Genomic DNA, 14,068 nt, shown 5'->3' with positions numbered 1-14,068 from the left:
CGTGGTTTCAGCCCTAGTCATAGTGGTCACCGGCGGGGCAGGCTCACAGTGGACCAGCATCCCATCGGGAACCGATCCACCCCCATTAGCCCTGGCGAGATGACGTTGTCGTCGCACCTGCGCCCTTCGAGGCTCGCTCCGCTCGCACCTCAGGGACCGGAAGGGGCCCCTCACGGATCCAGGCTCAGGGAACGGATGGGGCTGCTGTCGACTCACGCTCGCGCGGCCAGAATCACCGCCGCGCGGGCGCTGGCCAGATAGTGGTCGTCCGGATCCACCAGCACTTCGCTACCAGGATCGGCAAAGTCCTCGCCGGCGGGCAGGCTGGTGTCGACCACGCGATACCAGCTCTGTCCGTCGGTCAACTGCGGCAACACAATCCAGGCGTTCTGGTGATCGGCGTTGAGGATCAGGTACAGCGACGAGATGCCGGCGTGTGGCACCGCGTCGGCGGTGTCGAGTTGGAAACACAGTGTGTGTGCGTGCGGGTTCGACCAGTCGGGCAGGTTACCGTCCGGTCCGAACCACGTCAGCTCATCCACGAGCCCCGCGTCATTGTTCGCTCCGAGAACGTATTTGGCATGTTGGAGCGTCTTGAATCGTCGGGTCAGTGAGATCGCGCGTTTGGCGAATTCGAGGATGTCGCGGTTGCGTTCCACCAGATCCCAATCGAACCAAGAGATCTCGTTGTCCTGGCAGTAGGCGTTGTTGTTGCCGTGTTGCGTGCGTAGAAATTCGTCGCCGCCGAGCAGCATGGGTGTCCCGGCGGAGAACAGCAGGCGACACAGGTGGTTCTTCACGAGTTGGCGGCGCAGGAAGGTGATCTCGTGGTCGTCGGTGTCGCCCTCGACTCCGCAGTTCCACGAGTTGTTGTCGTCAGAGCCGTCCCGGTTCTGCTCACCGTTCGCCTCGTTGTGTTTGGTGTCAAAGGAGACCAGATCGTTCAGTGTGAAGCCGTCGTGGCAGGTGATGAAGTTGATGCTGTTGTAGGCAGTGCGACCGTCGTCGGCGTACAGATCGGCAGAACCCGTGAGGCGTCGTCCCAGATCGGGCAATTGTCCGTCGTCGCCTTTGACGAAGCGCCGCATGGTATCTCGGAACCGGCCGTTCCACTCCGACCAACCGAGTGGAAAGTTCCCCACCTGATATGTCCCGGTGTCCCACGGTTCGGCGATCAGAACCGACTGGGCGAGCACAGGATCGCTCCGCACGGCCTCGAAAAACGGGGCGTGGGCCTCGAAACCGTCATTGTCGCCGGCCCGCCCCAGTACGGCGGCCAGATCGAACCGGAAGCCGTCGACGTGCATCTGCTGCACCCAATAGCGCAACGAGTCCAACACCAGGGAGATGACGGCCGGACTGCTGAAGTCGAGGGTGTTGCCGCAGCCACTGAAATTCATGTAATAGCGACCGGGCTCATCGTCAGAACCGGTGAGGAGGTAGTAACTCGGATTGTCGATGCCGCGCAACGACATCGTCGGCCCCATCTCGTTACCTTCGCCGGAGTGATTGAACACCACATCCAGAATCACCTTGATGCCGGCCGCATGCAGTCCGCGCACCAGCGTCTTGAACTCGTCGACCTGACATCCCGGACTCGTTCCGGTGGCGTACGAGGACTCGGGCGCGAAGAACCCGATGCTGTTGTAACCCCAGTAGTTCGTCAACCCTCGGTCGACGAGGAAGTCGTCGACGTAGTACTCGTGTACCGGCAGCAACTCGACCGCGTTGATGCCCAGCTCGACGAGGTAGGGGATCTTCTCGACGAATCCGAGATAGGTTCCGGGCGCGCCGACCCCCGACGATGGGTGGCGGTGAATCCTTTCGCGTGCACTTCGTAGATGATCAGTTCTTCCAGCACAATGTCCGGTGCGGTGTCGTCGCGCCAGTCGAAGGCGTCGTCGTCGACGACCACGGCCTTCGGTACCACCGAATTCGAATCCCGTTGATCGAGAGTGAGTTCCGCGGGACCCACCGCCGGGTCGTAGGCGAGCAGGAGATTGTCGATATTGCGGAACTTTCCGGTGACCGCCTTGGCGTATGGATCGAGCACCACTTTGGCCGGATTGAAACGCAGTCCCGCAGCGGGTTCGTAGGGCCCGTCGACGCGGTATGCGTAGAGCTGCCCAGGTCGCACGCCGTCAACATGCACGTGCCAGGTGCCCTCGGCCGGACCGTCCAGTGCAATGACATCGGTGGGGTTCTCGTCGGCCGCGTCGTACAGCAGCAGGAACACGGCGGTGGCGTGTGCCGAGTACAGCGCGAAGTTCACCCCGCCGAAAGCGGGCGTCGCTCCCAGTGGCGATGGATGCCCCGCCGCCGTCGTGCGCGAAGTGTGTGGCTTCAGTAGTTCATCGCCGTGCGGATGCGCTTGGGTCACGACGTCAATTCGATCACGGCGCGGCGAAGTACCTGCTGATTGCGCTGAAGGCATCCATCATTCCGGCGCGGGTGACGCCGGGATGGCCCTGCCCCGGGTAGGTGATGAGTCGGACGTCGGTGCCTGCGGCGCGCATCTGCGCGGTGAGTGCCACACTGAACGGCATCGGAATGGTCAGGTCGGAGTCGCCGTGCTCGATCAGCACCGGTGTGCCGTAGCCACCCGCGGGCACAGTGGTGTAGTCGCGCAGTGCTGCGACGAAGGCCGGGTCGGTCAACGGCTTCGCGACGAGCGTTCCCGGGGTGACCTCACGCAGGGCCGAAGCGAGTTGCCCCACACAGAGATTGCGGACTCGCGCCACCCACGAGCGGCCGGCCGGAGTAAGCCGGTCATCGACGTTCAGGTCTGCTCGTGCGTGCTCGAGCCCGGAGAGCACGTAGAGGGCCAGACCGGCGAATCCGTTGTACCGACCGAGATCTGGCGTTCCCGGCAGCAACAGGGGAATGACGTTTTCGATCTGCGACGCGGGTGCGATCGCCACGGTGCCTTTCAATGCCAGTTCGGGCGCGTACCGCGGCGCCAGGTAGGCAGCCCACAGCGCAGCGTGCCCACCCTGTGAGTGGCCACTGGACACCCATCGCCGTGACAGCGCAGGGACTGTCGCGCGAGACGCCCGGATCATGTCGATGACCGCCGAACCCTCTGCCCGGCCGCCCAGATACTCCGCCACGCCTCCGCTACCCAATCCCGGATAGTCCGACGCGGTCACCGCATAGCCGACCTTCAACGCATGCGCGATCCCCGGCTCCAGCCGGTCCCGGACGCTGCCCCTGACGATGCTGGGCGAGCACCGGTCACCGATGCCACTCGTCCCATGCGCCCACGAGTAGACCGGCCAGCCGCCCGACGGGGGAGCGCCCGCCGGCAGATACAGAGCGCCTGTACTGGTGACCCGTCGACCGTTCTGATCCTGTGTCACATACAGCAACCGATACCCACGAGCGGCACCGCTCGGCAGATGGTCTGGCGCAATTGCGGACGTGCGCAGCACTGTTCCGACACGCAGGGCGGATGCGGCGGGCGCGGCGAACACGAGAGTCGACGAAGCGACCATTGCCGCGACGACTGCCACCACTACAGCCATCGCCGCGACAAGACCTCGAGAACCGGACTGTGCTCTCATACGGTCGAACGCTACGCTGCCCGGCGACCGTGCGGCCCGGTTTCAGCTGGTTATGCCCGGGCGTAGGTCATCAGGGCGACGCCACTGTCGAAGACTCGCGCACCGTTCAACGTGAATCGATCAATCTCCGATTCACCCCCGGGTACGCGTCCGAACAAGGGGATACCGTCACCAAGTACCACAGGGTAGAGCTTCAGGTGGATCTCGTCGATCTCGTCGCGCAACGACGCCGCCATGCAGCCACCTCCACAGAGCCAAATATCCAGGCCCTGCTCGTCTTTCAGCGCTCGGACCCGGTCGACGGCGGCGGAACCGACCAACTCGACCGCCGGGTCCGACGTCGAGTCCAGAGTTGTCGAGAACACCAGGTGGCGTAGATGCGGATACGCGTCGCCGATACCGGCGGCCGTCCCGATCTCGTATGATCCACGGCCTTCCAGAATGGTGTCGAAGTGCTTGTTCGGTACGCCCTCGACGCCCAAGACGGACCGTACATGTCCCGGAATCATCTCCGGATATTCGGCCATCAGTGGGCCGGCGTGGGCGCCCGAAGGATCGAAGATGGACGTGGATGGGTCGGCGCCATCGGTTCCGGCAATGAAGCCGTCAAGGGTCGACGCCACGAAATAGATCAACTTGCGCAATGGGATACAGCTCTCTCACGTCGGAGGTGATGTCGGAGGGATGCGGACCGTGTTGACGTGAGATCAAACCATGCAGACACGCTAGCGCGGCCTGCACACAACCCACAACCCCATTTTCGCCACAACCCCATTATCGGCAGACAGTGGAGGTCCGCCCCGAAAGCGTTGTTGCCTCTGCTCAGTCGGGATCGGCGAAGTTCGGTGTGCGACTATCGAATCCGGCTCGGACCGCTTCGAGTTGATTGGGCGAACCCATCAGGCCGACCTGGAGCTCACTCTCCAACAGAAGGGCCCTGGCGGGATCCGTGCCATTCCAGGTCTCGTCGTACAGTCGTTTCGCCGCGCGTACGGCGTCCGGAGACTTGCTCGCGATCTCGCGGGCCAGTTCGAGTGCCGCTCCGAGCGGATCCTCCACCACACGTGTGACCAGTCCGAGCTCGTGGGCCTCGGTGCCGCTGAGAATGCGGCCGGTGAAGGTCAACTCCTTGGCGACGTCGGCGGACACGAGCCGCGGCAGCGTTTGGGTGATGCCCATGTCCGGTACCAGCCCCCACTTCACCTCCATGATCGACAGTCGCGCGTCCGGGGTGGCGTACCGGATGTCGGCGCCAAGAGCCATCTGCAGGCCGCCGCCGAAGCAGTTGCCGGTGATCGCGGCGATCACCGGCGCCGGGATACGGCCCCAATCGACCGACACCCGCTGGGCATCGTTGGCCGCGTGACCGTCTTCTCGGGTCAGCAACGACGACGCGCCACCGCCCTCTCCGAGACTCGAAACATCCAGTCCCGAGCAGAAGCTCTTGCCCGCGCCGTGCAGGACGACCGCGCGAACCCGGGGCTGCGTCGCGAGACGGGCCGTGACGTCGAGGAGTGCATCGAACATCGCGCGGTCGAGCGCGTTGTGCTTCTCGGCGCGGTTCAACGTCACGGTTGCGACGCCGTTGTCGTCGATCTCCAGGACGATTCGCTTGTCGGTCATCTCGGTCAGTCTCCCGTCGACGTGGTCGACGCAATCCTACGAACCCGGCGCGGGAGCCGAGGCAAATCCGCCTACGCGCAGACGCCAGCGGTGTTGCTGACATCTGCTCAGGTCAGCGAGACCTCGTCGGATCAGCGTCCCGCGCTATAGAAGTCGTACGCGGACTCGGCGTGCTGGGCGTCGTCGATTCCGTCGACCTCGTGTTGGCGATCGGCACGCAGACCGATCGTGTACTTCAGCGCGAGCCCGATGATCCCGGTGACGATCGCCGCATAGGAGAGTACGGCGATCACCGCGACCGCCTGGCGCCACAACTGGTCCAGACCGCCGCCATAGAACAGCCCGTCGACGCCGGCCGGTGTGTTCTTCGATGCCACCAAACCGATCATCAGTGTGCCGACCACACCACCGACGAAGTGGACGCCCACGACGTCGAGCGAATCGTCGTAGCGCCAGCGGAACTTCAGTTCGATGGCGTACGAGCTCACCGCGCCCGCCACCGCGCCCACTGCCAGCGCCCCGATCGGTGTCACCGACGAGCAGGCCGGGGTGATTGCGACAAGACCGGCGACCACACCCGATGCGGCACCGAATGAGGTCGGGCGGCCATGACGTACTTGTTCGACGATCAGCCAGGCGACCATCGACGCAGCACCGGCTCCGAGGGTGTTGGCCGCGACGAGCGCGGCCGATCCGTCGGCGGCGAGGGCCGAACCCGCGTTGAACCCGAACCATCCGAACCACAGCAGGCCTGCGCCGAGCATCACGAAGGGCAGGTTGTGCGGCCGCATCGGATCCTTGGGCCATCCATTTCGACGACCGAGGAGGAGTGCAAGAATCAATGCCGAAGCACCGGAGTTGATCTCGACTGCCGTGCCGCCCGCGAAGTCGATCGCCTTGAGGTCGGAGACGATCCAGCCGCCGTCGGCCTCGGTCAGGCCCGGCGCGCTGAAGACCCAGTGCGCGATGGGTATGTAGACCAGGACCGACCACACCGCGGCGAAGATCACCCACGCCACAAATCGCATACGGTCGGCGACCGCGCCCGCGATGAGGGCGACGGTCACCATGGCGAATCCGGCCTGGAACGCGACGAAAAGGATGGCCGGGATGGTTCCGACAAGCGGTATTCCGTCGGGATGTGCGTCGTCGTGTCCGTAGGTGTGTTCGAGGCCGGGGAAGGAGCTGAGGCTCCCGATCAACCCACCGTGGTCGGTTCCGAACGCCAGCGAGTAACCGAAGATCACCCAGATGATCCACACGATGGGGATGGCCGACAGGCACATCATCATCATGTTGAGCACACTCTTGGAGCGCACCATCCCGCCGTAGAAGAGCGCCAAAGCCGGCGTCATCAGCAGAACCAGGGCGAACGCTGCCAACAGCCATGCAGTGTTCGCGCCGTCGGGGATTCCGTACTTCGGGAACATGGCCACCTTCCGTCGCGTCTGAGAATCGAAAGTGTAGCGGTCGATTTTGGTGTGCTGCAGTGCATCTACCTGCGAATAGGACATTTCGGACTATCGCCGCAGACGCCGGCTCGGAGCCGCCGCACGACCGCAAGCCAACAATTCGGTAAACATCGAATACTCGTCCACAAACTTCGCTTAGGGTGGCTAAGGGTCTCGTGCGACGGGGGGCGCGCATGCCCGTGGCAAGTGCTCAGAGAAACCGAAAGGGAATCATGCAGCAGACCATTCAAGAAGCCAGGCCAATGCGGAGGCGGGGGACGAGGATCGTCGGTGCAGCGGCCGCGGCCGCCATTGCCGTTATCGTCGTCGCGGGATGTAGCGACGACGACAGCAGTGATGCGTCGGCGTCATCGTCGGCGATGATGACCACCCAGAGTGGGGCGCCATCGTCCGGCGACATGTCCGGACAGGGACAGACGGTTGCGCTCACCGCAGCCGACGGCAGCAGCGTGACACTCACCGGCCCCATCGCGGTGAAGTACCAGGCCGCCACCGAGAAGCAGAAGACCGACCTCGGTGCGCCCCTGACCGGGCCCAACGCGTCCGGCACCGGCTCCAACGGCGTGGTGTTCCAACAGTTCACCGGCGGCGTGATCACCGCCAAGAATGGTGACGCGGGAACGCCGGCGTACGTCACGTGGGGCAAGATCCGCGACGCATGGAATGTGCCGCGTGACGAATCCGGCAATCCCGCAGCCGACGGCAAAGGTGGTTCACAAGGACCGCTCGGCGTCGCCACCAGTGACGAGACCGAGGAGAACGGCGTGAAGACGTCGACCTTCGAGAACGGCAAGATCACCTGGACCTCCGCAACCGACACTGTCGAGGTCACCGTGAACGGGAAGGTCGTGCCCGCGAAGTAGCGATACCGATCAACCGACTGCGCCCATCCGCGTAACCGCGGGTGGGCGCAGTCGTGTCTACCTCGGACAATTGTTGACACCGTGCCAAATGATGCTAGCTTTGTTGGCGTTGCGTCAACAGAAACCCCGCAAACAGTGCATCCCGGGCCATACCCGGGTGTTCGGCGAGAAACCAGGGAGACCATGTCCGAGACCCTCTGTACTCATTTCCAGCGGCAGGTCGATGAACTCGGCGCCGAGGTTGCGATCCGCACTGCGGACGGCACCACAGCGCTCACGTGGCGCGAGTACGGACTCCGCGTCCGCACGGTTGCGGCAGGGCTGGCCGCGCTCGGAGTAGGCCGCGGCGACACGGTGGGCATCATGCTCACCAACCGGCCCGAGTTCCATGTGATCGACGCGGCCGCGATGCATCTTGGGGCGATCGGATTCTCGATCTACAACACCAATGCCACGCCGCAGATCCAGTACCTGTTCACCAATGCCGAGCCCAAGGTCGTCGTCACCGAATCGCAGTTCCTGCAACGCGTGCGCGATGCGGCACCCGAAGACGCTGTCATCGTCAGCGTGGACGGCGCGTCGATGGACGACGTGCAAACCCTTGGCGACATCGAACAGCTCAGCGCGCCAGCCGATTTCGACTTCGACGCCTCGTGGCGAGCTGTCCAGGCCGACGACGTGCTGACCCTCATCTACACCAGCGGGACCACGGGTAACCCCAAGGGCGTCGAACTCACGCACGCCAACCTCCTGTATCAGCTCGGGGTTGTCGTCGACGTGATCGGCGACCTCGCCCGCGGCCGGGTGGTGTCCTACCTGCCCGACGCGCACCTGATCAATCGCTGGATCTGTCAGTACGCGCCGATGTACTTCGGCAGCGAGGTCGTCGACGTCGCCGACCCCAAGACGCTGGTCGCCACGTTGGCGCAGGTGCGCCCCACCTTCTTCGTCGCGGTGCCGATGCTCTGGTACAAGATCAAGGGCAGCATCGAGATGACTCTGGCCGCCGAGGAAGGCCCCAAGGGAGCGCTCGCGCGCTGGGCGGTCGGCGCCGGCCGCCAACGCGCCCAGGCGATCATCGACGGCCGGCCCCTGTCGCCGGTAGATCGGATCGCCGCGACCGTCGCCGATCGTCTCGTGCTCGGCAAGCTGCGGGCCAAACTCGGCCTCGATTCGCTCACCGCCGCGGTGTCGGGTGCCGCGCCCATTGACACCGAAGCGCTGACTTTCATGCTGGCACTGGGTATTCCGGTGATGGAAGCGTGGGGTATGTCGGAGACGTCTGCGGTCACCACGGTGAATCCAATCCACGCGCCTCGGTACGGATCGGTCGGTAAGCCCATCCCTGGCACCGAACTCCGCTTGGCCGACGATGGTGAGATCTTGGTACGCGGTGCCGGTGTCATGCGCGGATATCGCAACGATCCGCAGCGGACGACACAGACTCTGGATGCCGACGGGTGGATTCACACGGGCGACATCGGCACGCTCGAGAACGGCTACCTGACGATCATTGATCGCAAGAAGGAATTGATCATCAATTCCGGCGGAAAGAACATGTCGCCCAGCAACATCGAGGGCGCGCTGAAAGCGGCGAGCCCGCTGATCGGGACCGTGGCAGCCATCGGCGACAACCGACCGTTCGTCTCGGCGCTGATCACACTCGACCCCGATGCCGCAACGGCATTCGCTGCCTCCAACGGGCTCGACGGTGCCGACGTCGACGCATTGTCGGCACATCCGGCCGTCACCGCGGCCATCGAAAAAGCAGTAGCCCAGGCCAATTCACGCCTTTCCCGGGTGGAACACATCCGGAACTGGCAGGTCCTGCCGACCTATTGGATGCCCGGCGGCGACGAGCTGACACCGACGATGAAGCTCAAGCGCACACCGATCGCGAAGAAGTACGCCGATCAGATCGACGCGCTCTACACCAAGTGACCACAGGGGAGAACACCACCATGACGACCACTGATCTCGACGCGGAACTGGCCGATCTCACGAGCCTGGCACGTGAGTTCTTCACCAAGGAGGTCGCGCCGCGCTACGAGGAGTTCGCGGCCGCCGGCCAGCCCGATCGGGCACTGTATCGGCGGGCAGGAGAGCTGGGCCTGCTGTGTATGTCGGTGCCGGAGGAATACGGCGGTGGGGGAGCGACTTTCGCACACGAGGCAGTGCTGTTTCATGAGCAGGCCCGCGGTGGTGAGATCTCGATGCAGTTGGGTGTGCACACCGGCATCGTGCCGCACTATCTCCTCGCGTATGCCGGTGAGGCGCAGAAGCGTCGGTGGATTCCGAAGTTGGCCAGTGGTGAATGGATCGGCGCGATTGCGATGACCGAACCTGGTACCGGCTCGGATCTGCAGTCGATCAAGACCCGCGCGATCCGTGACGGCGACGAGTATGTGATCTCGGGTGCCAAGACGTTCATCTCCAACGGTGCGACGTGTGATCTGATCATCATTGCGGCCAAGACCGATCCCAGCCAGGGCGCGTCGGGGTTGTCGCTGTTGGTTGCCGAGGTCGGTGATGACACAACGGGTTTCGAGCGTGGCCGCAAGTTGAAGAAGATCGGGCAGAAGGGTCAGGACACCACCGAACTGTTCTTCGACGGTCTACGCGTGCCCGCCGAGAATCTGTTGGGCGGCACCGAAGGCACGGGCTTCATCCAGTTGATGCAGCAGTTGCCGCAGGAGCGTCTGATCGTCGGTTGCGCCGCGCTCGGTGCGGTGGAGAGCGCCTACGAGCAGACGCTTGCCTATGTTCGCGAACGCGAGGCCTTTGGGAAGCCGCTGTTCAAATTGCAGAACACGCGGTTCGAACTCGCCGAGATCGCGACCACGCTGGAGGTGATGCGAGCGTTCGTCACCGACGCCGTGGATCGTCACCTCCGAGGCGAACTCGATGTCAAGCGGGCCGCGATGATCAAGCTGTGGTGTTCCGAACAGCAGACGCAGGTCGTGGACCGTTGTCTGCAGTTGCACGGCGGGTACGGATACATGGAGGAGTACCCGATCGCGCGGCTGTTCGTCGACGGCCGCATCGCCAAGATCTACGCCGGTGCCAACGAGGTGATGAAAGACCTCATCGCCCGGCTGCTCTGATACCCACCATCATTCTCGAGGACATCGCCATGACTGACGCCTTCATCTACGAAGCAATTCGCACGCCGCGCGGCCGCGGCAAGAAGACCGGTTCCCTGCACGGCATCAAGCCGATCGATCTGATCGTCGGACTGATCGATGAGTTGCGTACGCGGCACCCGCAACTCGACCCCGCCACGATCGACGACGTCGTCCTCGGTGTGGTGTCACCGATCGGTGACCAGGGTGGTGACGTCGCGAAAACCGCCGCACTGGCGGCTGGGCTGCCCGATTCCGTCGGGGGCGTGCAGCTCAACCGCTTCTGCGGATCGGGTCTGGAAGCGGTCAACGTCGCTGCCCAGAAGGTCGCCTCCGGCTGGGACGATCTGGTGCTGGCCGGGGGCGTCGAGTCGATGTCCCGGATCCCACTGGGCTCCGACGGCGGTGCATGGCCGTTGGATCCGGCCACCAACTACGGCACCTACTTCATTCCGCAGGGTGTCGCCGCGGACCTCATCGCCACGGTCAACGGGTTCACCCGTGACGATGTCGACGCGTATGCGGTGCAGTCCCAACAGCGTGCTGCCGCCGCGATCTCGGGCGGATTCTTCGCCAAGTCGATTGTCCCGGTGCGTGATCTGAACGGATCGGTGGTGCTCGATCACGACGAGCTCGTCCGCGGTGACACCACCGCCGAGGCGCTGGCGGGTCTGCGGCCGTCATTTGCCGACATGGGCAACCTGGGCGGGTTCGACGCCGTCGCGTTGCAGAAGTACCACTGGGTTGAATCCATCGACCACGCTCATCACGCGGGCAACTCCTCGGGCATCGCCGATGGTTCGGCGCTCGTGCTCGTCGGTAGCGAAACTGCTGGTAGGGCAGCGGGTCTGACGCCACGCGCGCGCGTGGTGGCGGCGGCCACCAGCGGTGCCGATTCCACCATCATGTTGACCGGTCCGGTACCGGCAACCGAGAAGGTGCTGGCCAAGGCCGGACTCACTGTCGCCGACATCGATCTGTTCGAGTTGAACGAAGCCTTCGCGTCGGTGGTCCTCAACTACCAGAAGCACTTCGGTATCGACGACGAGACCATCAACGTGAACGGGGGTGCCATCGCGATGGGCCATCCACTCGGGGCGACCGGGGCGATGCTGACCGGAACGATGGTCGACGAACTCGAACGCCGCGGCGCGCGCCGCGCTTTGATCACCCTGTGCATCGGCGGCGGCATGGGCGTCGCCACCATCATCGAACGCGTCTGAGGAGACACCGTGCGCACCACTGCTTCTGACATCATCGGCTGGTCTGTCGACGCCGACGACATTGTCACCCTCACCATCGATGATCCGTCGCAGCCGACGAACACCATGACCGACGCCATGGCGACTGCTTTGCGTGAAACAGTCGAGCGTTTGGAAGCCGAGAAGGACTCCATCACCGGTGTCGTCGTCACCTCCGGCAAAGACACCTTCTTCGCCGGCGGCGACCTGAACAAACTGATGAACTCCGGTCCCGGCGATGTCGCCGAGATCTCGGCCGGCCTCGACCACTTCAAGGAGTCGTTCCGTCGCCTCGAGACCTTGGGACGGCCCGTCGTCTCGGCGATCAACGGCACCGCGCTGGGCGGTGGGTTCGAGGTCGCGTTGGCCACTCACCATCGGATCGCGCTGGACAAGAAGGGCAGTCTCCTCGGCCTGCCCGAGGTGACGTTGGGTGTGCTCCCGGGTGCCGGTGGGGTCACCCGGGTGGTGCGGATGCTCGGCATCGTGGGCGCCGTGCTCAACGTCGTAGGCCAGGGCCAGCGGATGACGCCGGCCAAGGCGCTGTCGGTGGGTGTCATCGACGCGGTCGCCGACTCACCGGAACAGATGATCGCCGGCGCCAAGGCGTGGATTTTGGCCAACCCGGATGCGACCCAGCCGTGGGATCGCAAGGGCTACACGATCCCCGGTGGCACTCCGGCATCCCCGGCGCTCGCGGCTCAGTTGCCCGCGTTTCCGGCGAACGTGCGCAAACAGCTCAAGGGTGCGCCGATGCCGGCCCCGATCTCGGTGCTGGCCACCGCGGTCGAGGGCGCTCAAGTCGACATCGACACCGCCTTCGCCATCGAAACCCGCTACTGCGCCCACCTGATCTGCGGCCAGATCTCCACCAACATGATCAAGGCGCTGTTCTTTGACCTGAACGCGGTCAACAAGGGCAGCGCGCGGCCGTCGGGCATCCCGACACGAACGGCCGAGAAGGTCGCCGTTCTGGGCGCGGGCATGATGGGCGCGGCCATCGCCTACGTCGCCGCTCGCGCGGGTATTGATGTCGTCTTGCGTGACATCACGATCGAAGGCGCCGAACGTGGCAAGGACTACTCACGCGGCCTTCTCGACAAGGCAGTCGCCAAGGGGCGCATGACCGCAACGGCTCGCGATGAGATTCTCGGCCGCATCCTGGCCACCGCCGACATCGCCGACGTCAAGGGCGCCGACTTCGTCGTCGAGGCCGTGTTCGAGGACGTCGAACTCAAGAAGAAGGTCCTCGCCGAGGTCGAAACCTACTCCAGCGCCGACGCGCTGCTCGCATCGAACACCTCGGCCCTGCCGATCAAGGAGATGTCGAGCGCGGTCAGCCGCCCGGAGGATGTCATCGGCCTGCACTTCTTCTTGCCGGTGGACAAGATGCCGCTGGTGGAGATCGTGGTCGGGGAGAACACTTCCGATGAATCATTGGCTCGAGCACTGGATTTCGTGCAGCAGATCCGCAAGACGCCGATCGTGGTGCGTGACGTCTACGGCTTCTACGCCAACCGGGTCATCGCCAAATTCGTCGACGAAGCCCTGTCGCTGGTCGCCGAGGGGATGCATCCGGCCAGCGCCGAACAAGCCTCGCTGCAAGCCGGATTCCCCGCCGGCGCGCTCACCCTGTTCGACGAGATCAACATGAAGACCATTGCCAAGATCCGAGCCGGCTTCATCGCCGACGCACAGCAACGTGGTATTCCGTTCATCACGAGTGCGTCCTATCCGCTCGTCGACCGTATGCTCGAGGAATTCGACCGTCCCGGCCGACTCGAAGGCCGCGGCTTCTACGACTACGACGGACCAGCGGGCAAGCGACTCGGGCTGTGGCCGACACTGGCCGCCGAGTACTGGAACCCCGACGCCGACATCCCCTTCGACGACGCCAAGGATCGCATGCTGGTGGCCGCGGCACTGGAGGCCTACGCCTGCTACGACGATGGCGTCATCGGATCGGTCGCCGAGGCCAACATCGGCTCCATCATGGGCATCGGCTACCCGGCCTGGACCGGTGGCGCCCTCCAATACATCGACCAGTACAGCGATTCGCGCAACGGGGTCGGTATCGCCGGATTCGTCGCTCGCGCAGACCAATTGCAGGAAAGGTACGGCGACCGATTCCTCGTCGCCGAGTCTTTGCGACTGCGTGCAGCGGAGGGGACACCACTGGCCTGA

General features: G+C 64.3%; 11 protein-coding genes. 5 read left to right on the top strand and 6 right to left on the bottom strand.

Annotated features, from left to right (window positions below):
- Positions 1–212: 212 nt before the first annotated feature.
- The 6 genes from glgX to ACWDTF_RS20135 all read right to left on the bottom strand — a co-directional run bounded on the left by glgX (position 213) and on the right by ACWDTF_RS20135 (position 6,616).
- Positions 213–1,733, bottom strand: coding sequence for a glycogen debranching protein GlgX (glgX, locus tag ACWDTF_RS20160; protein ID WP_449754925.1), 1,521 nt, complete (start codon positions 1,731–1,733; stop codon positions 213–215).
- On the bottom strand, positions 1,664–2,380 hold the full coding sequence (locus ACWDTF_RS20155; RefSeq protein WP_355278031.1) for a hypothetical protein: 717 nt from the start codon (positions 2,378–2,380) through the stop codon (positions 1,664–1,666). The genes glgX and ACWDTF_RS20155 overlap by 70 nt, the downstream gene beginning before the upstream one ends.
- Before the next feature lie 13 nt (positions 2,381–2,393).
- Positions 2,394–3,524, bottom strand: coding sequence for a lipase family protein (locus tag ACWDTF_RS20150; RefSeq protein WP_240857228.1), 1,131 nt, complete (start codon positions 3,522–3,524; stop codon positions 2,394–2,396).
- A gap of 89 nt (positions 3,525–3,613) precedes the next feature.
- Positions 3,614–4,207, bottom strand: coding sequence for a dihydrofolate reductase family protein (locus ACWDTF_RS20145; RefSeq protein ID WP_240857227.1), 594 nt, complete (start codon positions 4,205–4,207; stop codon positions 3,614–3,616).
- Between the two features lie 178 nt (positions 4,208–4,385).
- On the bottom strand, positions 4,386–5,186 hold the full coding sequence (locus ACWDTF_RS20140) for a crotonase/enoyl-CoA hydratase family protein (RefSeq protein ID WP_355278034.1): 801 nt from the start codon (positions 5,184–5,186) through the stop codon (positions 4,386–4,388).
- 131 nt (positions 5,187–5,317) lie between these two features.
- Positions 5,318–6,616, bottom strand: coding sequence for an ammonium transporter (locus tag ACWDTF_RS20135; protein WP_355278037.1), 1,299 nt, complete (start codon positions 6,614–6,616; stop codon positions 5,318–5,320).
- 284 nt (positions 6,617–6,900) lie between these two features.
- Between ACWDTF_RS20135 and ACWDTF_RS20130 the strand changes: the two genes are divergently transcribed.
- The 5 genes from ACWDTF_RS20130 to ACWDTF_RS20110 all read left to right on the top strand — a co-directional run bounded on the left by ACWDTF_RS20130 (position 6,901) and on the right by ACWDTF_RS20110 (position 14,068).
- Positions 6,901–7,521: an LGFP repeat-containing protein gene (locus tag ACWDTF_RS20130; protein WP_355278039.1), complete on the top strand. Its 621-nt coding sequence runs from the start codon at positions 6,901–6,903 to the stop codon at positions 7,519–7,521.
- A gap of 183 nt (positions 7,522–7,704) precedes the next feature.
- The gene (locus tag ACWDTF_RS20125) at positions 7,705–9,462 is read left to right on the top strand and encodes an AMP-dependent synthetase/ligase (protein WP_355278042.1); all 1,758 of its coding nucleotides are present in this window, start codon (positions 7,705–7,707) and stop codon (positions 9,460–9,462) included.
- A 20-nt stretch (positions 9,463–9,482) separates the two neighbouring features.
- The gene (locus tag ACWDTF_RS20120) at positions 9,483–10,625 is read left to right on the top strand and encodes an acyl-CoA dehydrogenase family protein (protein ID WP_355278045.1); all 1,143 of its coding nucleotides are present in this window, start codon (positions 9,483–9,485) and stop codon (positions 10,623–10,625) included.
- Between the two features lie 29 nt (positions 10,626–10,654).
- Positions 10,655–11,866, top strand: a complete 1,212-nt coding sequence (locus ACWDTF_RS20115) for an acetyl-CoA C-acetyltransferase (protein WP_355278048.1) — start codon at positions 10,655–10,657, stop codon at positions 11,864–11,866.
- 9 nt (positions 11,867–11,875) lie between these two features.
- Positions 11,876–14,068, top strand: a complete 2,193-nt coding sequence (locus tag ACWDTF_RS20110) for a 3-hydroxyacyl-CoA dehydrogenase NAD-binding domain-containing protein (RefSeq protein ID WP_355278051.1) — start codon at positions 11,876–11,878, stop codon at positions 14,066–14,068.

It is taken from the genome of Gordonia sp. NPDC003422 (assembly GCF_053588675.1).
This window is presented reverse-complemented; position numbering and strand designations above follow the sequence as displayed.

What these genes read in the sequence shown, in the direction of transcription:
- ACWDTF_RS20150 (WP_240857228.1), bottom strand. Translation starts at nt 3,524, where the DNA reads ATGGCTGTAGTGGTGGCAGTCGTCGCGGCAATGGTCGCTTCGTCGACT.
- ACWDTF_RS20140 (WP_355278034.1), bottom strand. Translation starts at nt 5,186, where the DNA reads ATGACCGACAAGCGAATCGTCCTGGAGATCGACGACAACGGCGTCGCA.
- ACWDTF_RS20135 (WP_355278037.1), bottom strand. Translation starts at nt 6,616, where the DNA reads ATGTTCCCGAAGTACGGAATCCCCGACGGCGCGAACACTGCATGGCTG.
- ACWDTF_RS20130 (WP_355278039.1), top strand. Translation starts at nt 6,901, where the DNA reads ATGCGGAGGCGGGGGACGAGGATCGTCGGTGCAGCGGCCGCGGCCGCC.
- ACWDTF_RS20125 (WP_355278042.1), top strand. Translation starts at nt 7,705, where the DNA reads ATGTCCGAGACCCTCTGTACTCATTTCCAGCGGCAGGTCGATGAACTC.
- ACWDTF_RS20120 (WP_355278045.1), top strand. Translation starts at nt 9,483, where the DNA reads ATGACGACCACTGATCTCGACGCGGAACTGGCCGATCTCACGAGCCTG.
- ACWDTF_RS20115 (WP_355278048.1), top strand. Translation starts at nt 10,655, where the DNA reads ATGACTGACGCCTTCATCTACGAAGCAATTCGCACGCCGCGCGGCCGC.